We start from the raw sequence: 21,552 nt of genomic DNA on the forward strand, positions 1-21,552 counted from the left end.
GGTCACTGATTAAGTTCTCATCCTTCTATTCCATGTCCCAGGCTATTGATCACTTCCAGTCCTCGATAGTTCTCCGGCTGTATTCGTCCGGATGCCAGCCCGCTCAGGATGTCCGCATACATAAGGCTTTCGTCATCAATGTCGTTCGATTTTTTACGATGAGTTCCGTACACAACAAACGGAGGCATATACTCCATGCGGCAAAGAGAGGCCGTTTGCCGGTAGGGTAGCAGGAATTGACTGATCGGGAAGGAGTTGTGCCCTTCAGGGGTATAAGCGTTTTCCCCGCCTCCGCAGGAAATGGCGCTAAGCATCTTTTTCCCCTGGAGCGCAAACCCCTTCGGACCATAGGCCCAGTTATATTCCAGTACCAGGTCGAGCCACTGCTTGATGATCGCCGGTCCGCTATACCAGTAAAAGGGATGCTGCAATACGAGGATATCATGCTTAAGCAGAAGATCCTGCTCCCGCTTTACATCTATGTGAAGATCGGGATATTGTTCATAAAGATCGTTTATCGTGATCCCGTCCAGCTTTTTACAGGTTTTGACCAGGGCCTTTTGAATACGGGACCTGTAAAATGATGGGTGTGCAAATTGAACAAGTACAGAGGGCATAACTCAGAATGTGTGATTTTGACCGAAGGTACGCAAAGAGGGAGAAGGAAGAGAAAGAGGGTGGGGGGAAAGAGATGTACAGAATTAAGGGAATAAGGTGTTTTTGGGCGATAGCAGGGTGTTTAAAAAAAAACGGGACCAGAATAGAAATTCAGTCCCTTTTTAAAATCCAATATCCTATGAAAAACCAAGGCAAGATTAAGAAGTAAAACGAAACGAGTCAATACCCTTTTATGGGTATTTAAATGCAGGGAAAGGCGCAGAATGCTCATGAACCTTCACGTTATAGGGTATAGGAGGTTTCCCGGCGTCATAAAAACGAAACAATTGCGTGCAATTTTGGACCTGCACGATTTTAAACCAATGCCGTTTAGTTAAGGATTTTCCCGAAAGTTCATTCGATGGCCGATGGCCGAAAATACATATACCCACTGGTGTCAATACCCTATACCAAGTATTCAACAACGGCACCTATTCTTCAAATTTTATTGGACAACGGATAATCGCCCTTTGATCTCGGGGCGAATAATGCGGAGACCTTTCGTTTGTCTCCTGCCGGCAATTTTCTGCCTCGCCGAACAAACGATGATCAACGCACGCTGCAATTATTTCGCAAGTATTCTGGCACTAACGCAATCGGTAACAGGATTGTTTTCGACAATGGAACAAACGTCGGCATCGGTACAACCCATGTCAGTGAACCCGGTTTCAGGCTCGTTGCTGAAACCGGCAAGCGCACACGTAAAGTGAAGCAGCTCGAGCTACATGGGACGACTATGTCTTTGAATCTGACTACAAACCAATGTCGTTTAGTCAAGGATTTTTCCTAAAGTTCATTCGACTGCCGATGAAAGATGCCCACATTGGGAATGAAGCTATTGCTGTAAAAAATGGGAAGATAAAGAGGAAATCTGCTTACCTTAGGCTCACTGACATTGCTCCTCACCATCTATTAAAAGTTGCACCGATGAAAGTAATTGTTCTGAGCATTTTCCTGCTTTTGTTTGCCATTGCATGCAATCCGGATGTCTCTTCTATGAGTATCAAAATGAACTTCAGCGCTGCGAATGACAGATCAATTCCTGTTCTTTATTTTGTCAGGGGAAATACTGATTCAACAACCCTCGCTAACGCGGTCGTGCTGCAGGTGAACGGAGACATATTTGAAGAGGTACATAATATCCTGAAGGCAAAACTTTCTGAACCCACGCTGTACGAAGAACAGGAAAATGTTGTAACAGATGAATCGGGAGAGCCAAGTGCGGCATACTCAGTCACCGATCCTGCCATGGCGGTTATCGTAATAGACGATATTATTGAATTGTTGCAGGAAAAGAAATACTCATCCGGATTGGTGGAGTTGGAAAAAGTAAAAGACCTTTTGAAATAGTGCTGTCTTTCATATATCGAAGCGTACTTTTGTTGATGCGATGCTCAATGTTTCTCTTCTGGATATTAAATTTTCAGCAGATTCATATATCAGGGCTTAGAAGACGGGTGAAGAAAGGGAAACGTGAATATGCGAAGTTTGAACAGACACTTCCTGAAAGCTTTGAGTTTGAAGAGATAAGCCTGTTATCTGATGAAACAGGATATCTGAAAATATAGGCATTTTTCACTTGTTTCTCAGATTCATATCTGTAATATGTGCTATAAAGTTGTAGATGTAAGTTATATACAAGAGCTTCTAAGGCAAGAAAAGAGAAATTTAAACGATTTCAATCGTCAAATTCCTAATAATCACGTATATGTATATTCACTATCTTCTGGGAAACAGGCATTATTAGCTGCGGGGTTTGGCAATATTTCTCAAGGACTTCTATTCGATAATGATAGCTGTGTACAACAGTTTGTAGATGCTGATAGATATCCAATAGATAATCCTTTTCCAACTATTGAGGAAATCTATCAGGAACATATACAAGACATTGATCAGGGTATTCAATATGGAGTCGCATTTCTTTCTGCAAGGTTTGGGACGAATGACGAGACGACCGATGCCGAGATGCTAAGTAATATACTTCTTAAAGCCAGAGCAAGTAATCTGAAACCAATGAAGCCAGAGACTTTCTACGCTGGTTTATTGCTAGGTGAATATGTCAGGCAACAGAAAAAGGGACGATGGCTATTGATAAAAAAATATGGACCATTTAATCCATACTATACACCCGCCATGCTACTAAAAGACAACTCTATCATTATTTTGAGGAATATAGTTGGCTCTTTTTTTTCAAATAAATCAATAACGCCAAAAGACTACATGAACCTGTTCTTTATTTCAAAACCTACTTTAAAGTTAAACGAAGGGGATTTTGAAGGGAGCATAATAAAATAAATAACTCGTTTTGTATCGACACGCTAAATTTCACTCCTCCTCCAAATCCTCACTCAACACATAATCCTCCAGCGAACCATCTTCCTCAATCGCTCCAGCCTCCGGCTCTGAGGTGTGGATTCAGATATATTACCATTCCAATTATTAGTAAATTAATCTATAATAATTCAAAAAGAAGAAAGATTCGAAAACCATCCGTCCAGAAAGGAATTCACTGGAAATTACTTTAAGGTAAAAGTAATCAAGGACGAAAACGGTCTACTTTAGTATATGACGGATTGTCTACGGAATGTCTCGTTTTTATCGCTGGCGATGCGTTTTCAACCAGATCTTTTTCAGACATTCATTTCATTAGGAACAGTACTGACTCCGTAATTGCTATCAGGCTTGGTAATAAAAATCTGTTCTCAAAAATCTTTTATAAGAGACCTTAATTTTCTATCAGTTAAAAAAATAGAACCTTGCCCAGGAATCAAGCAATTAGTTAAGCTTGTTACCTCTTGCGAAGGAGAATTTAATGACAGGAATTAGAAGCGGCTATGATTCTAGAAAATCAACAATAGAGGAGTATTCTAATGAGGGCTGGCGTTGGTTTGAGTATGTAAGAAGAAAGGCTCTGAAAGTTATTGATAACCAAATTGCTCCTGGCCTTTCTGGAAAGATGAAGAAGATTTTTGATATATTTAGGCCGCTGGCGGGTGAATTGTTTTGGTCTGCAAGGCTTAGCGGCGGGGATCCAGTCGGAAAACTTTCACTTTATTCTAAAGGACTTTATATTAATAGTTTTATGTTGCCAATTTATTTAATCTACGCTGGAGCAAGTTTCGACTTTACAAGACAATGAATAAAAAAACTGTACTTATATTAATATTGCTATTAGGGTTAGGTAGTGTTTTTTATTTTATACTTGAAATTCCTTTTAGTACCTCTTTAAGAGTATTTGTTAGACGACACTACTTCATACTGGGAGTTATCATAACCATAATAATTTTTGTCGGGATATTGGCATGCACTAAACCTAAGAAAGCATTCTTGATAATAGCATTGCTAATTATTTTCAGCATAGTTATTTTCGATGTTCATTTCACGGCTCGGTTCTATCGTCATTATTCAGCGAAAATCGTGGAAAATATTAGACATAACATTGATCTCGTGAAAATAGAAAATCCAAGTATTTTCTTTTGTACGACGCAGTATCAAATAGTTAAACAGGGGCGTTTATTTTCCGAAGTGTTATTAAATATAGGATGCAACAATTACAAAATTTTGCCATCGACGGAGAATCAAGTGAAGGTTGTTATAGAAAATAAACCATTTTTTGAATCAGGGAAACTAAGGTATGATACAATAACAGTTATACCTTAGTTAAAGTAGATGCCTGGCACATTAAATGAATAATCTACGAAGCCGCGTTGAGCAAGAGACGTCATAGAACAGATAGAGTTGGTTACCGATCTGGCTTCCGTTCCAATTATTAGTAAATTAATCTATAGTAATTCAAAAAGAAGAAAGATTCGAAAACCATTCGTCCAGTAAAGAATTCACTTAATGAGGCAACGCAAAAACTGGAGTTCTTCGACTGAAAAGGAGCACTGGGCATAATCCCAGGTTATAAATATGCATTTGCCGAAGGCCCTGTTTTTGATCTAAGGACTCAAACACAAGGGTGGGGAGATCGAACCGGACAAATAGTGTCCAGAGAGATGATGGGCGTGTTGGCCCTTACATCTATGCAGAAAGATATGCTAAGAATGCAAAAGGCTTTTCTGCAATGAAATCCCGATTTCGTCATGCCGGAAAAAAATACTGCGACTATCTCTGCGGTGCCTAAACCTCCGCCGTTAACAAAGGATCAGATCCTGATGATGCAGATCGCTAACGCCGCAAGAAAGAATGTTACGGTTATTCAGGAATCCGAAGAGATGGTGAAAGGCCCGGTAAACGATTTCGTTATTACGATGAAAGCGATGGGGCAGGAATTGGAGGGTATGAAAAGTCCGAAATAACAGATCTTTTTGGAGAAAGAGTTGAATATGATAAAAGAATTTCGGCCGGTTTGAATATACTTAGTCTTCCTACAATGTTTGTAAATCCGGAATTGAGGGTTGCCGAGGCAATAGCTACAGAAACTGCTGCCGTTACCAAAGCGGGGTATACCAATGCAGAATTGGTTCAACGACCAGCAACATTTGTAGATTCGTACGTGCCTGCTGGTAAGAATGCCGGAGCGACTGGGACACTCAAACATGAAGCGGCTACTAAATGCCTGAGAAGGTATCAAAAATTTTATGGTGATCGAGGATTAGATTTTAAAGTTAGAAGAGGTGACACTATCTTAGATGTATTAGATAACACCAATAGTGTTATCTATGATTGGAAGTTTGGGTATCAAGGTGGAAAACAATTCAGGAACTCAATAGTTCTGCTCAGATGATTAGATATCGGGCAGGTGTGTGGGTTACCTACGGAAATAATACGACCATGAGTATTGAAAACAGAGTAAAAAAAGAGATTGCAAAAAAATGGGTAACGGAATTTCCTGAGCTTAAAATATTTGCTCAAAATAAGTTATATAAGGTCGTAGGACCGTTTGTCGGTGGGGTAGAGATTTTTAAGCAACCAGGATCTGACGATTACAGACCTTATATAGCATGGTATCCTCTTTGGAAAAGTGATATAAAGGAATGCTTTAAAGAAGAAGCAATTTTACAAGAGGTAAGGAACTCAAAGGGAATTCTATGCGATATTCCTTTTGAAGAGAATGATAAATATTTTGCCGATGTCGCTGATAAAGTAAAACAGATACCGAGTTCTCTTTTATTCGGAAACGTATTTCTTTCAAACGTTTTTGAGTTAATTGACCGCCAGTTTTCCCATACCTTGGTTAAGTCTAGTCCGGTAGAACAAGCAAAGTTATTACAAGTAAAGCTTTTCAGTGCCTTATATGTCAACGGCATAAGCGCCGTCGAAAATGTCTTTGAGGAGGTAATTAAAGCTTCTCTTAACTGGCGCCTTGATTTATTTGAGTGGAAATATGGAAAACTGGATGATTGGTTGCAAAAGTTAAAAGAAGTTCAATTAAGTCGCGATGAAATTATGCACAGAATAAGAATTAATAAGGAAGACAAGATAATCAGGCAACTTAATTCATTCGAGTTAATCGGATAATTTTAAATCTAGTCATGACGGCTATGACTCTTGCTTAAATTAAAAGCACACTTTAGAAGAAATATTGCCCCTAAATAGGTTAATCGTATTCTAGTTTATTGTGATGGGAATATGTAAGGCAGAACAAAAGATAATGGCTATTGATAAAAAATAGAAATCGTTTAATCTATCCCATACACCTGCCATCTTGCCAGACAAACAATTCTATCATTGTTTTGAGGAGTATAAGTCAGTTTTTTTTTCAAATAATCAATATCGATAAAAGAATCAGTCTGTTTTTCATTTCAAAGCTTCCTTATAAAACTAAATGAAGGAAATTTGAAGTAAAGGAATATAATAAATCAGGATCGCCTTTTGCATTAATACAATCATTCACTCCTCCTCCCAATCCAACTCCTCGCTCAACACATAATCCTCCAGCGAACCATCTTCCTCAATCGCTCCATCCTCCGGCTCTGAGGTGTGGATTCAGATATATTACCATTCCAATTATTAGTAAATTAATCTATAGTAATTCAAAAAGAAGAAAGATTCGAAAACCATCCGTCCAGTAAGGAATTCACTGGAAATTACTTTAGGGTAAAAGTAGTCAAGGACGAAGACGTTCTACTTTTAGTATATGACGGATTGTCTACGGAATGTCTCGTTTCTATCGCTGGCAATGCTTTTTCAACCAGATCTTTTTCAGACATCCATTTCATTAGGAACAGTACTGACTCAGAGAAGACCTGTGCTTCGCAACTTCTGGACAATGTATTATTATTCAGAAGCATCAACATTAAGTTTTAATTTCATGATAATATTCTTTTGCTATTGCTCGGTAAATATTTTAACTATGTTGACGAATTATGAAATTATGTCTGTTGAAACAATGTTTAAGGACATTGATGATATTAATAATCAGTTTATTGAACAGGACAGTACGACGTTGGCAACGATATACAGGGGTAATTCTGGAATTTACTACCTAATGCCAGCTGTTGGACCGTACGGAATTAAGGCCCGAAAAGAAGTTCTGGATTCAATCCTTGAAAGTGGTGTAATCCCAATCGAAGAGAACCCTCCAAATCCATTCGTGAAAGCGAAAAATGAATTAAAGAAAATCGATGAAAACATACAGTTCTATTTATCCGAGCTAAATAGTAAATTGGATCTTGCGATTACAATGGAACTACTAGCCGACGAATCGTTTTATTCAATTATCAATACTAAGGTTAATGCATTAGATGGAGAAGACTCATATAGAACGCTTTTCATTCCTCTTGGCGTTGTAGTGGGGGAAATTGTTCGAATTCGCGAAAATGGTGAGTGGAGACTCAATAAAAAATATGGATACAACCCATATTTTATACCCTATATTACAAATGGTAAAGGTTACTTCCTTCCTTGGACTAAACTGGCGGACATGTTACTGGAAAAAAAATTTGATATTAAAAAATACTTCAAAGAAATAACCAAACAGAAGTCTTTCTTTTAATTTGGAGAACGTAAATAGATGTTAAAGTGCGTTAAACCGGATATTGACACACTTATAAACGTCTAATATATTATTCCCTCTCACTCTTCCTCCTCCCAATCCAGATCCTCACTCAACACATAATCCTCCAAAGATCCCTCCTCCTCAATCGCTCCATCCTCCGGTTCTGAATGCTGCTTCAGCGGCAGATAAGCTGTAAATAGTACAGGAGATTCAGTGAATTGGCGGGCGGCGATTTTAGTGTTAGTCATAAGAAGAGTTTGTATTAGGAAATGGTATAAAAATCTTATCATAAACCGGTCCAGCCTGACCGGCTGTAACTGAATAAACCGTTCAAATAATTCAAAAACAGCAAAGTGAATTCCCGGTTCATCTTTTCCACATTTTCAATGGAAGATGACCAGCCATATTAATTGGGCTTTTTTTCCTCGCATGTCTTTTTTGTTACACATATAATGGAGATGAGGTGGCAATAGTGTAGTCGTAATCGATATGGCTCAGACAGTCTGGTAAGTAGATTTTTCTGACGGGTGTAAGTATTTGATATTAAATGTATGATCCTCAACTTGGAAGATGGACTGGAGTGGATCCGTATGATGAATTTGCAAGTGGATATGTGGGGATGGGGAATAACCCCGTTAATAATACTGATCCAAATGGAGGAAGCATTTTTTCTGCAGGCAGCTTGTGTTTCACTTTCTAAGGGCCGTAAGTGGTATCTGCCATATACAAAAGGAATCAGGGCTATGTGGTATCTTCAGCACAAAAAAGGATACAAGCCATTTGTAACATTGTACCAAAGACAGTTTGACTTCAGTTTTTAAAATTACCTATATGAATGATCGGGCAAAAAAAAAATCAATACTTGTCTATTCACTAGTAACATTGAGCATTTTTGCGTGCGCGCCCAAAAAGATAAATGATATAAAAATTATTCCTCTACATCCATATGTTGATTCTTTGCCACCGGAGGCGACAAATAATAAACTTGGCAAAGATTACGGCGTAAGTTACTTTTTTGTGAGAGGAGAGTCTTCGCTTAAAGACCCTGTGTCTGCTAAAATTGACTCTTTCGTTTTACAATATTTTCAAGATAATAAGTCGCGAATTGCCCAATTTGACAGATACGAAATAAGAGTTTTTAAAGAAACTAAAGTATTAAACGAAAAATTTCGTGAAAAGATCGATGGTCTTTACGGAGATATACTTGATTATCATTTGAATGATTTGCTACTTGTATATATTTGGCGACTCGGAGATAAATTTGAGAAGCAATATTATTCGAATGGTGAGGTCGCAGCACCGCTTAAATAGACTTCTGCGTTTATGGCTAACACAACGAACCGCAACGGTCGCAAAGCTAATTTAATCTTTGCGCCCTCTGCGGTTTCTTTGCGTTCATTGCGATACTTCTACGCCAATTATCACTCAGTCAGCTTCACCTTCTTCACCTCACCTCCATCACGCACTTCTTCCGTCGCCGTCTTCACAATGGTATCATCTGTAGAAACATTTCCAAAGATCTCCGTCTTATCGCCTGCACTTCTTCCCGCTTTCACCGGCACCCAAACCGTTTTACCATTTTCAATCTTCACTACAAATGTTCCCGTCGTAGAACGCAGCACCGCTTTCGTCGGCACCAGCAAAGTAGCTGTATCTCCAGCCAGCGGCATCGATACTTCCGCGATCATGCCCGGTAATAACTTCGGTTGATTCTCCACATCCATCTCCGTTCGCTGTGAACGCAACCGCGTATCCAATGCACCGGATGCACGCGAAACTTTCGCGGTGAATGTATCTTTCGCCACCGACTTCACCGTAAACTTCACTTCTGTTTTGTTATTGAAATAAGGCAGATATGCTTCCGGCACACTTACCACCAAACGCAGTTTCTTAAACTCCTGCAGTGTAAAGATTGGCGCATCGGAACCTTTGCCCGCTGGTCCGACATAAGCTCCGGCACTCACATTTCTCGCACTGATCACACCACTGAAAGGCGCCCTGATCTCCAGGTAATCACGGTTATTACCGATCTCACGGTGAGAAGCTTTTGCCGCTTCCAGTTGTGCGAGGTCAGACTTCTGCCTGGCCAGTGCGATATCAAGATCATTTGGCGAAATAGTTCCTGGCGTTTTACTCGTTTCCAGCAAACGCTCATAAGTGGCTTTGCTGGAAAGATAGATCGCTTCCTGCGCTTTCAGTCTTGATTCCGCACCGGAAAGCTGTGAATTCAATTCAGGTGCTTCCATCGTAGCAAGCAGCTGACCTGCTTTCACTTCTGTTCCAACATCTGCATACAGTTTGCGCACGAAGGAGCTGATCTTTGCATAAAGATCTACCTGTTGAAAAGCCACCAGTTCTCCCGGTAATTGTATCGATGAAGACAACGATCCCCTTACCGGGTGTACCACTTCCGTCTCCGGCTCCGCCACCGGCGCTTTCGCTTCTTTGCTTTCGGCAGAGCCGCAGCCTTCCATCATCGTGATCGCTGTAAACAATACAGCAGCTATTGTAAGATTTTTTTTCATCCCTTTTTATTTATCGATGCGCATCAGCACACCATATCATTTATAAACCTTAAACTATTAAACTTTTAAACCTTTGCTTCTCCCGCATAAAACCTGCTCTCCTCATCTTCAGGATCCAGCGAAACACTCTGCGTTGTCGCCTTGCCCTGTGCCCACGCAAACACCAGTGGCAGGATAAACAGTGCCGCAAAGGTAGAGGCGATCAGGCCACCGACAACTGCCCGTCCGAGAGGAGAAGACTGATCACCCGCTTCACCCAATCCGCTGGCCATTGGGATCATGCCAACTACCATCGCCAGCGCCGTCATCAGGATGGGGCGCATACGTAATGCAGCAGCTTCTGTTGCGGCCGTGATCGCATTACCACTGTGCTTACGCAACTGTTCTGCATTCGTGATCAGCAATACCGCGTTCGAGATCGATACACCTACAGACATGATCATTCCCATGTATGATTGCAGGTTCAGTGTTGAACCCATGATCAGCAGTAATGCGATCGAGCCAAGAATTACCGCAGGTACTGTGGCTAATACAACTCCGGATACTTTGAACGACTGAAAGTTCGCCGCCAGCATCAGGAAGATCACCAGGATCGCAACGATCAATCCGCTTTCCAAACTGCTCATCGTATCTGTCAGCGTATTGCTCAACCCAATTACTTCCACACTTAATCCTCTCGGCAATTCCCCTAATGCGGCGATCGCTTTCTGCACATCTTTCGCCGCCGATCCAAGATCTTTATTATTCAGATTCGCTGTCACAGATAATACAGGAGTAGCGCCAAGGTTGTCATTTTCACCATAGGTCGTTCCGGGTGTAATGGTCGCCACATCTCCCAGCACAGGCCTTGTCGCATTGCGCAGCAAGGGGATCTCACTGATGTCATTGACACTTTGCATATTACTTTCCGGCACCTGCACCTGCACACTGTAGCTGTAACCAGCTTTTTCATCCACCCAGATATTCTTATCGGTATAACGGGACGATGAGGTGGACGCAATCAATGACCTGGATACGTCCGTCATATCCAATCCCAGCTGCGCTGCTCTTACACGGTCCACGTCGATATTGATCGAAGGATATTTCGTAGATTGGCCCAACTGTACATCGCGCAGATACGAGATCTCGTTCAGCTTTGCGATCAGCTTGTTTGCATAAGTCTCATTCACCTGTTTATTTCTTCCAGCCAGGCGCACTTCAATCGGTGTAGGTGAGCCCTGGCTCAGGATCTTATCCGTCAGCTCAATTGGTTCGAAGGAAAGTTTCAGATCAGGCAGATCTTTGGAAAACTGCGCGCGGATCTTTTCTTTCAGACCATCAAGATCGGTTTTATAATGTTCGCTGAGCTGCACCTGTATCACGGCCTCGTGCGGTTGCGCCATCCATAAAAAGATCGGCGCGATCGAGAACAGCGAAGGGTGCGTTCCCACATAAGATGAGGTGATGGAAACATTTTCCGGCCCCACGATCTGTTTGATACCGTTGATCGCTGACAGTGTTTTTTGTTCTGTCGTTTCGATCCGTGTTCCTTCCGGTGCGCGGAGCCTTACCTGGAACTGGCTGCCATTCACTTTTGGTAATACATCCCTTCCGATCGATTGCATCATCCAGAAGGCGAAACCACATACGATCACGATATACGCGATCACGATCGGCTTCCTGTAAGGCATCATTCGGTTAATGAACCGCAAATAGCGCATCCTGAATTTTTCAAAACCGCTGACCTTGCCATCGAGATTGCTGTCTTCCCGTTCAACCAATGCTTTCTTTTGATTCCAGGTATCCTTATCTGTCTCATCATAACCTTCCACTTCCGCAGTTTCTTCAGTCGCTTCAGTTTTCTTTTGTTTGTGATGATGTTTTACTTTCATCAGCCAGTTCGCCATCACCGGCACAAATGTTTGTGCAAGGAAATAAGAAACGATCATGCTGAACCCGATCGCTAACGCAAGCGGAAGGAACAATGAACCCGGTATTCCACCCATGGTGAATGCGGGAGCGAATACGGCGAGGATACAAAGCAGGATCAGCAATTTCGGGAAGGCAATTTCTTTACAGGCGTCCCATATGGCGACGGCCTTCGGCTTGCCCATATCCAAATGCTGGTGTATGTTCTCGATCGTCACGGTACTCTCATCCACCAGGATCCCGATCGCGAGCGCAAGACCGCTCAGCGTCATGATATTGATCGTTTGTCCAAACAAACTAAGGAACAATACGCCGGATATGATGGATGTAGGGATGGTCATGATCACGATCAGTGCACCTCTTACATCCCCAAGGAATAACATGACCATCAATCCTGTGAGGATCGCCCCGATGATGCCTTCCGTTAATAAGCTTTCTACTGAGTTGATCACGTAGGTCGACTGATCGAACTCATAGGAGAGGTGTACATCTTCCGGAAGGTTTGACTGCATTTTGGGTAATGCTTTCTTCAGGTTCTGCACAACTTCCCAGGTGGATGCATCTGCATTTTTTGCAATGCTGAGATAAACGGAGCGCTTGCCATTTACAAGACCGTATCCTACAGACACATCTGCACCATCTTCAACAGTAGCAATATCTCTCAGGTAAAGATTTTGCACACCGCCTTTGAACAAGGGAATGTTTTCAAAATCCTTTACTTCTTTTAATAGAGTATTGGTTGGAGTGATATAGTTCTTATCGCCGATCCGGACATTACCTGACGGGGTGGTCTGGTTGTTCACCCGCAATGCTTCCACCACCTGATCAGGTGTCAGGTTATGTGAACGCAGCATCTGCGGATCCACTTTGACCACAATGGTCCGGACGTTACCGCCGAATGGAGGAGCCGATACAAGCCCTGGAATGGTAGTGAAAGAAGAACGCACGTAAACGTTTGCCATATCAAGCAATTCGTTATTGCTTCTTCTGTCGCTGCTTAGCACCACCTGTCCCACCGGAAGTGTTGATGCGTCAAAACGTATAATGAACGGCGGGTTGGATCCCGGTGGGAAGATCGCCTGTATCCTGTTGGCAAAGGCACTCAGCTCCGCAGCTGCCTGCGCCATATTTGTTCCGGGATAGAAACTGATCTTCATCAGTGTCAGCCCCTGTATGTTTTTTGTTTCAATGGCTTTGATCCCATTTACAAAAAGCATGATGTTGATATATTGCTTCGCAAACATCGCTTCCATCTGCGACGGAGTATAGCCGGAGAATGGGTGCGAAAGATATATCACCGGAAGCTCCAGCTTCGGGAATATATCTACCTTGATCGTTCGTGCTGCCTGGATGCCAAAGAAAAATAATCCGGCAACAATAACCAGTATGGTGATCGGCTTGCGAAGCGCGAAACGTATCATGTTCATGATGATCTCTTAAAATTCGTTAATGAAAATATCCCAGTTTCCCGTTGCCGCTGCCTTGAGCAACAAAGCCTGCCACACATTGCTGTATGATACATCGCGATCCGTCTCTGCACGGTTCAAAGCATACAGTGCCTGCGTTACATCGACGATATTGGTCAGGCCGTTATTATAAAGCGTTGTTTTCTGCAGGTAAGCATCGGAGGCCGATTTCAGTTGGTTGGGTACTTCTTTATAGTTGCTGAGTGCATTCTTAATGCGTACGTCCGCCAGCGAAACCTGCGCATCCAACTGCTGCTTTACCTGGTTGTATTCTTCCTGCAAACCTTTCGAGGTGAATTCCTGCGCCTTTATAGCAGGACGGGTACGAAGCAACGTCGTCATGTTCCATTGTACGCCGATACCCAGCAGGTAATTGCTTCTGGTGGGTTTGATGCCGTCAATGTAATTATGGGAAAAGGCCGACTGATCCACTGCATAATTGGAAGAAAATCCGGAAGCTCTTGTTTGATACACACTGAAAAAGCTGAACGTTGGATAGTACTGTTTCCGGTTAAGGATCACCTGGCGGTTGCTGAGATCGATCCGGCTTTGGTAGTATTGGAGGATCGGGTGAAGTTGCTCCTGCAAACCAACTGAATCTGCCAGAGCCAGTGGCAGTTTATTAATGAACGTTGTATCAAGCGCATAATCCTGTGTGGGCATCGCTGTAAGGACAGACAATTGATTTGCCTGCTCACGCACAAGGTTATCGGCATTTGTCAGTGCAATGCGTGCAGCTGACACCTCTGCATTTGCAAGGGATGAGTCAACCCCCGCAAGCAATCCATTTGCTGCGCGCGCAGTGGCGGTTCGCTTTACGATCATCGCACGCTCAAGGTTTTTCTCCTGGATGCGTTTTAGCCGTTGTGCTACCAGCAGGTTGAGATATGCGCCTGCTACGCGGACCCGGTGCTGGAATTTTTCCTGGTCAAGATCTGTTTCATTCACATGCAGGGATTTTCTTGCAACGTTGATCCGCTCCTTTGCGCGACCGAAGCTGAAGAATTCCCAGTTGATATTTGCCAGGTAAAGCGCACCGAAGGCGGCATTCCAGTTCTGATCGGGAAGCGGCAGGCCGGATGATGCCACACCAAGTCCGCCGAAGCCATACAAGGGACCATTCTGGCCATTCACGGTTCCATACACCTGCTGTGCAGAAAAATTAAGATTGGGGAGGTATTCCCGCTTTGATTGTATCACACGTTCTTCGCCGGCCTTAACGTAGTTCCCTTTTGCCTGAATGATACCATACCGTGCCATAGCGGTATCAACAGCTTCGCGGAGCGATAGCGTTTGCGCCTGGGCCACAGAAAGGATCATAAAAGCAAGCAGGGAAAGTGAAAGTCGCGCAGAGAGAGGAGTGCTGCGTCTCTTTAAATTCATACTGCAAATCAATTGACAGTTTTGCAGAACGCATGAGCAAAAATGATGCTTCGTATTCATAAATGATGAATGCAACTGGTCATTTTCGCCATGATACTTATGCATTTAAGCGCGTCCTTTGTAAGGTAAAGTCACTAAATAAAATGCAAATAGCCATCCGGAGAACTGTTGAGAATAAGTGGTTGCAGGAGATAGTGGTGTTGCTTTTTACGTTTGTTCTGTTTACCATGAACGACTGGATGCTGATCAGTTCATGGAACAGCTTATGGAAAGCCAGCACTTATTTCGCGATCCTGTACACGCACGCACAACTCAACCGTAATTTCCTTCTGCCCGTATTGTTTGAAAAAGGCAAACCGCTCGCCTATACATTGATGAGCATCGGGTTGGTGCTGCTTTTTTCAGCAATCCTGTATGAAGCCGCAACAGGATGGTTATACAAGAACTGTGATCTTTATAAAGAGATCCGGCAACAGACATTTGCCTATCATGTAGCGACTGTCATTGCCACATCGATCTGTATCATGGGACCGTTATTCCTGTTGAAGTACTACCGCGAGCAGCGCAAGGTAGAACGTGAGAACAATCTTACCCGTGAGATGCAGTTAAATGCACTGCGCAGCCAGCTGAACCCCCATTTTCTTTTCAATACGTTCAATACCCTTTACGGCGTAAGTCTCCAGTATCCGGATCGTGTATCTGACCTGCTGATGCAGGCTTCGCAGCTGATGCGTTACCAGTTGGAAAGCGGCAGCAAGAAATGCGTTTCGCTGAAGGACGAGATCGGGTTTATTGAAAGTTATATCAACCTTGAAAAAGAGCGTGTCGGACATCGTTGTGATGTTCAGTTCACGCAGGCAGTGGACAATCCCGCACAATACAAGATCCCTGTAATGTTACTGATCGCGTTTGTTGAAAATGCATTCAAACACAGTACCTGCAGCGTAGAACATTGCGCAGTGTCCGTATCCCTGAAAATGGAGAACGATTGGTTCGTGATGGATGTACGGAATTCTGTACCACGGAAAAAGGCAGAGGTGGTTTCTACCGGGATCGGCTTAAAGAATTCAAAAGAAAGACTGGCCATCATTTACCCCGACCGTCATCAGCTGGACATACGAGAAGGCTCTGGCGATTTTCAAGTACATTTGAGACTGAAAATCGAAAAGTATGGACCAGAGAAGGACCTGCATCATCGTGGATGACGAACCCGCGGCGCATTATGTGCTGTTGAGTCATATCCGCCATGTGCCGCAGCTGGAACTGGTACAACAATGCTATAACGCTTTCGAAGCGATCAATTATCTGCGCCAGCATCCGGTAGACCTGATGTTCCTGGATATCAATATGCCCGAGATCTCCGGCATGGATCTTCTTCGCACACTGAAAAATCCTCCGCGTACAATTCTCACGACTGCCTACTCAGAGCACGCAATGGAGAGTTATGATTTCGGAGTAGTGGATTATCTGTTGAAGCCGATCAATCTTCCCCGCTTTATCACCGCGACCGAAAGATATTTCGAGATCGCCGTCAAAAAAGAAACAGAGAAAAAAGAAACGCTGACTTTTATTACAGTAAAATCCGGAAATGCAAACATCCGGATCGAGCTCGATGATATTCTGTATGCACAAAGCCTGGGCAATTTTATACGTATCAGCACACCTTCAAAAACCCATATTGTCTCGCTGACCACCAGCGAGCTGGAAGAATTGCTGCCGGATGACCGCTTTCTGCGGATCCACAAATCGTTTATTGTTTCGCTGAACAAGATCCATGAACATGGAAAAGATACCGTAACAGTGAATGAGATCCGGATGCCGGTAGGGATCACCTACAGGCAGGAGCTTAACAAACGCCTGAAACGCGAATCGAACACCAACGGCCGCGATTGATCACGAATGGGCCGCCGACTTGCAGTGCTGTTTATTCAGGTGAAATATCATTGAACACTAACGGAGAAGCCACGACGCAGTGCAGCAATCCTGTAAAATCAAGTCTTTATTGGCGAAGGGAACGCGGCGAACGCAACGAGACGCGGCGGACACGGCGAAAACAGCCGTGGAAGATGTTGTATTCCGCCGCCGCGTCTAGTTGCGTTCGCCGCGTTCCTCTACGCCAATAAAACGTTTTGAAACTCCTTAACTGAAGGCAATGATCCAGGCCCGGCCACGTACCAGGATCTTACCCGAATTGGCCAGCGTATCTTATTGATCTTTAAGGTATCTATATTGCTAACCCGTATATATCCCGTACCTATCAGGTATTTATCACGTATTTAACGGGTATCTAATTAGGTATTGATTAATAACCTGATAATTCTATGATTATTATATTTTATATATTTTTTAGTGGGATAGATATGTAGTCTACCCAGGCAATATGGTATATGGAAGCAATACGCCGGCTGTATTCAAAGGGATAGGTATCGGCGTTTTCTGACGGGGAAGTAGATGAATATAACAAACAGCGGGAACTATGGGTAGTGGGTGGAGAAGATTTAGCCGGTAATAAACATATTAGATTAGTGTATATGTTTTAAATTTTTCCGAAAACATCAATTTCTATATCTTGGAGACCGGTTAAGGATATCAAATCAACTGCAATCACAATCATTTTTACTTGAAAACTGTCTCCCGACGTCGTTTTTTGGCCGATGCTGGCAAAGCCAGTGCATTGGTATATCCCGCAATGTTAGCCTGGGACATGCTCCGGCCTGCTCCCGCGCACCCCTTTCACCTGGAAGGCAATGCCAACGGAAAAAAGATCATTATCCTTGGCGCCGGACTTGCCGGAATGGCGAGTGTATATGAGCTTACGAAGCTCGGCTATCAATGTACAATACTGGAAGCACGTGAACGTAGCGGCGGGCGCTGCTGGAGTGTGCGAAAAGGTTCCGTGAATACGGAAACGGTTTTTGGTAAACATGCTGCGGGTTTTGATAATGGGCTGTATTTCAATGCCGGTCCATCCCGTATTCCCCATAATCATGAGCTTACCCTGCACTACTGCAAAGAGTTGGAAGTCCCACTGCAGGTGTATAACAATGTAAATGAAGCGGCATGGTATTTCAGTGAAGGCAAAGGCCCGCTATCCAATAAAAAAGTGCGTGTCCGGGAGATCCATAATGACATGCGAGGTTATACCATGGAACTGCTCGCGAAAGCCATCGATTCGTCCAAATTGGATACCGCTCTGACCGCGGAAGACAACCAGAAATTACTGGAATATCTAAGGGCGGAAGGCGGTCTTGATATCGATAAGCTATATAAAGTATCATCACGCCGTGGGTATACTGAAATGCCTGGCAGCGGAGATCGGTCCGGAAAGATCGCGGATGCACATAAACTGGCGGATATCATCGGTTCGGGTCTGCTGGATCCGGATTTCTATAACGTTGCGGAATACACATTTGAATTACAAATGACCATGCTGCAGGCTATCGGCGGGATGGACCAGATAGGAAAAGCATTTGAGCAAAAGATCGGCAAACAGATCCGGTACAATTGCCAGGTGACCGCTATTCATAACCAGGCAGAAGGGGTAGAGATCACTTATAAAGATGCCCAGGGGGAGAAAAAGATCACGGCGGATCTATGCATTTGTACGATCCCATTGCCTGTTCTTAGCAATATCAATCATAACTTTGGATCAGATGCCAGCCGCGCGATCGACTTTATCGGCTACAATAACACCGGCAAGATCGGACTTCAGTTCAAACGGCGTTTCTGGGAAGAAGATGAACATATCTATGGCGGCATCACTCATACCAATAATGAACTGACGCAGATCTTCTATCCGTCCAATGATTACCTCGGTAAAAAAGGCGTGCTGATCGGCTATTATAATTTCAATGAGAAGGCTAAAGCAACAGGCGAACTCTCTTACGCCGATCGTGAGAAGCTTGCCCTGACAAAAGGAACACTGATCCATTCCCAATATCCCAAAGAATTCGAAACATCGTTTTCTGTAAGCTGGCACAAAACCCAATTCAGTATGGGCGGATGGGCCGTTTACAACAACCAGGATAGACAAACTTATTATAGAGCATTACAACAACCCGATAAACAGGTATACTTCGCCGGAGAGCACATGACACACCTTAACGCATGGATGGCCGGAGCGTTTGAATCTGCAAGAAAGACAGTGGCGGATATTCATGCAAGGGTGATGGGGCAGAGGGTGAAGTACGGAATGGGTGTTTAAAAGTTTAAATGTTAAGCGTTTCAAAGTTTGATGGTTAAGATGACTACTTACCGTTAAACTTATAAAACTATAAAACTATAAAACTTCTAGACTTTAAAACTCAATTCTTTTCCATTCACAATAAACCAATACTCTAATGTCTGCAAACATTCAACGCCGTCAACTTTTAAAACAGGGAGTATTGCTTGCCGGTACTCTGCCTTTAGCTTCGCTGTTGCAAAAAGCAGTTGCTGCACCAGCTGAGGCCCGAAACAATTTTGCGATCTCCGATCTTAGTATCGAAGAACAATTGCACATGGGACTGCCTCCTGATATCAAAGCAAGGCTGTCTGCCAACGAAAATCCATTTGGCCCTTCGGAAAAAGCCAAACAGGCCGCTCTTGAAGCGCTGAACGGCAGTTCCCGTTATGGCTTTTCGCAGGTAAGGGAATTGCAGGGGCTGATCGCGAAGGAAGAAGGTGTTCCTGATAGACAGATCCTCCTGTCTGCCGGCTCTTCCGGTCTGCTCGATGCTACAGCCATTGCTTTTGCTCAATCGGGCGGAAATATCATTGCAGCAGATCCGTCCTACCGCGATCTTCCCGATAAAGGAACAGAAATGAATTGCGAGTGGGTGAAAATACCGCTGACCGCTGATTATAAAACTGATCTTGATGCCATGGAGCAAAAGATCAATTCCAAGACAAACATCGTTTATATCTGCAATCCCAATAACCCCACAGCCACTGTAGTGGATGCAAAGAAACTGGAGGATTTCTGCCGCCGCGTTTCGCAGAAAGTGACCGTGTTTATTGACGAAGCTTATATCGATTATCTGCCGGATGTAAAAGCGGTTTCTATGATGAAACTCGTTTCGGAAGGAGTGAAGAACGTGATCGTTTGCCGCACGTTCTCTAAATTGTATGGCTTCGCCGGATTACGGATCGGATATATGGCAGCCGACAGGGATACCCTCGAAAAAGTACAGAAATATGCACAGGGTGGCAATGCGATCTCTGTAACTTCAGCTCAGGCTGCTGTAGCCGCTTATAAAGACAAAGAATTTCTGAAAGATGCGCTGCAGAAAACGCTTGCTTCGCGTGACTACCTGTATAAAGTATTGAAAGCTGAAGGATATGAATACGTTCCTTCTTCTGCCAACTTTGTTCTGTTCCCGATAAAAATGGATAGTATGAAGTTTGTGCAGGAAATGGCGAAGCGCGGTGTAAGCGTACGCTCATGGAAATTCAACAGCAAGGAGTGGTGCCGCGTGAGCATCGGCACAATGGGTGAAATGGAAGCATTCGCCGCAGCATTTAAAGAGATCTCCTGATCCGGAATAATTTTCAATTAAGTATCGCGGTGTGCGAAGTTGAACACTTCGGCACCGCGATTTAACTATTCGATAAAAGCTACTGATTATGAAAAAAACTTTTCTCCTGTCCCTTATGATCCTCGTCGGACTTTTCCAGGCGATCGCACAAACTGCCCCGAAAGGAATGACTGCTGAGCAATATGATAAAGCAAAAGCCTTTACCGTTAAAGATCTTGACAATGATACCTATGTAAAGATCGAGAACATATACGTGCTGGATCGTTATGAAGGTCGCAAACCTTACTTCATCACGGGAACCGATGGCCTGAAGAAACGAATGGACATTTATAAAATACTATTGAAAGAAGGCATGCTGGAATTGGGAACTTTAGTTTTCTATACCAATGAAAAAGGACAACAATACAAGATCGTTCTGCCAAATATGTCCACTGAACCAAAGGTTTGGGAAAAAACATTTGAGGATATTGACAAAGTAGATCAGCAGGAAAAGTTCTTTGCTTTGAAATTGTCTTACGTATTATCAAAGGAGTTCAGTTTCCAGCTGTTCAAAGCCGCCAATGGTGGGAAAGACATGGGCAAGGAATCTGAAACGTATGGGAACGATATCTGCTTTCCTGGCACCACCAACGTAGCGATGGCTGGCGGTATTAAAAAGCAGATGAAAGATATTCAACCCGGCGATGAAGTGGTAACCGTTGATCCGGTTACCGGCAAGCATTTCACGGTTAAAGTAAAAGAACTGACCATTCATGAAGCAAAAAATTATGCGATCACCAACCTCTCATTGGTCAGCGCAACGAAAGAAATAAAAGCAAATGGCACTTATTTCTCCATTGACACAAAAGAGCTCAGCGCTACACCCAACCACCCGGTTGTAACGAGCGCAGGCGAGAAAAAGATCGGCCAGGTGACTATTGGGGAGAAGGTATTGTGTCAAAATGAAGCCGGTCACTACCAGGCATACGATGTCGTATTCAAGCAGCAACAGGGCCAGGGAAAGCAGCAGGTGTATAATATCGTTGCTGAAAGCGGATCGACATTTGTGATCAACGAGGTCATGGTCCTCCAAAAAGCCGTAAGGGAACGCGAATGAGCGCTAATTGCCGCTAATGAGCACGAATAGAGTCTTACAGGCCCGGGCATAAAACTGT

The 21,552-nt window shown here is 43.4% G+C and carries 19 protein-coding genes; 14 read left to right on the top strand and 5 right to left on the bottom strand.

The window, feature by feature from the left end; genetic code table 11:
• Positions 1-17: 17 nt before the first annotated feature.
• On the bottom strand, positions 18-617 hold the full coding sequence (locus LZZ85_RS24335) for an NAD(P)H-dependent oxidoreductase (protein WP_237876206.1): 600 nt from the start codon (positions 615-617) through the stop codon (positions 18-20).
• A gap of 967 nt (positions 618-1,584) precedes the next feature.
• Between LZZ85_RS24335 and LZZ85_RS24340 the strand changes: the two genes are divergently transcribed.
• The 7 genes from LZZ85_RS24340 to LZZ85_RS24370 all read left to right on the top strand — a co-directional run bounded on the left by LZZ85_RS24340 (position 1,585) and on the right by LZZ85_RS24370 (position 7,597).
• Positions 1,585-2,007 carry a hypothetical protein gene (locus LZZ85_RS24340; RefSeq protein ID WP_237876207.1) on the top strand — a complete coding sequence of 141 codons (423 nt, stop codon included), beginning with the start codon at positions 1,585-1,587 and terminating at the stop codon, positions 2,005-2,007.
• 255 nt (positions 2,008-2,262) lie between these two features.
• Positions 2,263-2,952 (top strand): hypothetical protein, encoded by a 690-nt coding sequence (locus tag LZZ85_RS24345; protein ID WP_237876208.1) that lies wholly within the window; start codon positions 2,263-2,265, stop codon positions 2,950-2,952.
• 490 nt (positions 2,953-3,442) lie between these two features.
• A complete protein-coding gene (locus LZZ85_RS24350; protein WP_237876209.1) occupies positions 3,443-3,796 on the top strand; it encodes a hypothetical protein in 354 nt (117 codons plus the stop codon).
• A gap of 946 nt (positions 3,797-4,742) precedes the next feature.
• Entirely contained in the window at positions 4,743-4,958 is a 216-nt protein-coding gene (locus tag LZZ85_RS24355) for a hypothetical protein (RefSeq protein WP_237876210.1), read from the top strand.
• Positions 4,959-5,008: 50 nt separating this feature from the next.
• Positions 5,009-5,386, top strand: a complete 378-nt coding sequence (locus LZZ85_RS24360; RefSeq protein ID WP_237876211.1) for a hypothetical protein — start codon at positions 5,009-5,011, stop codon at positions 5,384-5,386.
• Between the two features lie 47 nt (positions 5,387-5,433).
• Positions 5,434-6,120, top strand: a complete 687-nt coding sequence (locus LZZ85_RS24365) for a hypothetical protein (RefSeq protein WP_237876212.1) — start codon at positions 5,434-5,436, stop codon at positions 6,118-6,120.
• 856 nt (positions 6,121-6,976) lie between these two features.
• Positions 6,977-7,597: a hypothetical protein gene (locus LZZ85_RS24370; protein WP_237876214.1), complete on the top strand. Its 621-nt coding sequence runs from the start codon at positions 6,977-6,979 to the stop codon at positions 7,595-7,597.
• An 80-nt stretch (positions 7,598-7,677) separates the two neighbouring features.
• On the opposite strand, the gene LZZ85_RS24375 is transcribed toward LZZ85_RS24370, so the two are convergent.
• A complete protein-coding gene (locus LZZ85_RS24375; protein WP_237876215.1) occupies positions 7,678-7,848 on the bottom strand; it encodes a hypothetical protein in 171 nt (56 codons plus the stop codon).
• Positions 7,849-8,151: 303 nt separating this feature from the next.
• Between LZZ85_RS24375 and LZZ85_RS24380 the strand changes: the two genes are divergently transcribed.
• On the top strand, positions 8,152-8,421 hold the full coding sequence (locus LZZ85_RS24380; protein ID WP_237876216.1) for a hypothetical protein: 270 nt from the start codon (positions 8,152-8,154) through the stop codon (positions 8,419-8,421).
• Between the two features lie 10 nt (positions 8,422-8,431).
• Entirely contained in the window at positions 8,432-8,911 is a 480-nt protein-coding gene (locus LZZ85_RS24385; RefSeq protein WP_237876217.1) for a hypothetical protein, read from the top strand.
• Positions 8,912-9,021: 110 nt separating this feature from the next.
• Here LZZ85_RS24385 and LZZ85_RS24390 read toward each other — a convergent pair whose 3' ends face one another.
• The 3 genes from LZZ85_RS24390 to LZZ85_RS24400 all read right to left on the bottom strand — a co-directional run bounded on the left by LZZ85_RS24390 (position 9,022) and on the right by LZZ85_RS24400 (position 14,882).
• The gene (locus LZZ85_RS24390; protein WP_237876219.1) at positions 9,022-10,125 is read right to left on the bottom strand and encodes an efflux RND transporter periplasmic adaptor subunit; all 1,104 of its coding nucleotides are present in this window, start codon (positions 10,123-10,125) and stop codon (positions 9,022-9,024) included.
• A gap of 65 nt (positions 10,126-10,190) precedes the next feature.
• Entirely contained in the window at positions 10,191-13,460 is a 3,270-nt protein-coding gene (locus tag LZZ85_RS24395) for an efflux RND transporter permease subunit (RefSeq protein ID WP_237876220.1), read from the bottom strand.
• Between the two features lie 9 nt (positions 13,461-13,469).
• Complete coding sequence (locus LZZ85_RS24400; protein ID WP_237876221.1) at positions 13,470-14,882, bottom strand: TolC family protein; 1,413 nt, start codon at positions 14,880-14,882, stop codon at positions 13,470-13,472.
• 143 nt (positions 14,883-15,025) lie between these two features.
• Between LZZ85_RS24400 and LZZ85_RS24405 the strand changes: the two genes are divergently transcribed.
• From LZZ85_RS24405 to LZZ85_RS24425, 5 genes are all read left to right on the top strand, one after another.
• Positions 15,026-16,087 (top strand): sensor histidine kinase, encoded by a 1,062-nt coding sequence (locus LZZ85_RS24405; RefSeq protein WP_237876223.1) that lies wholly within the window; start codon positions 15,026-15,028, stop codon positions 16,085-16,087.
• The gene (locus tag LZZ85_RS24410; RefSeq protein WP_237876224.1) at positions 16,053-16,775 is read left to right on the top strand and encodes a LytR/AlgR family response regulator transcription factor; all 723 of its coding nucleotides are present in this window, start codon (positions 16,053-16,055) and stop codon (positions 16,773-16,775) included. Before LZZ85_RS24405 ends, LZZ85_RS24410 begins: the two co-directional genes overlap by 35 nt.
• A gap of 727 nt (positions 16,776-17,502) precedes the next feature.
• Positions 17,503-19,086, top strand: a complete 1,584-nt coding sequence (locus tag LZZ85_RS24415) for a flavin monoamine oxidase family protein (RefSeq protein WP_237876225.1) — start codon at positions 17,503-17,505, stop codon at positions 19,084-19,086.
• Positions 19,087-19,222: 136 nt separating this feature from the next.
• Positions 19,223-20,398, top strand: a complete 1,176-nt coding sequence (locus LZZ85_RS24420) for a pyridoxal phosphate-dependent aminotransferase (RefSeq protein ID WP_237876226.1) — start codon at positions 19,223-19,225, stop codon at positions 20,396-20,398.
• An 88-nt stretch (positions 20,399-20,486) separates the two neighbouring features.
• Positions 20,487-21,494 (top strand): Hint domain-containing protein, encoded by a 1,008-nt coding sequence (locus LZZ85_RS24425; RefSeq protein WP_237876228.1) that lies wholly within the window; start codon positions 20,487-20,489, stop codon positions 21,492-21,494.
• Positions 21,495-21,552 lie beyond the last annotated feature (58 nt).

Origin of the sequence: Terrimonas ginsenosidimutans (assembly GCF_022012415.1) — a bacterium.
Classification (GTDB): Bacteria; Bacteroidota; Bacteroidia; order Chitinophagales; family Chitinophagaceae; genus Terrimonas_A; species Terrimonas_A ginsenosidimutans.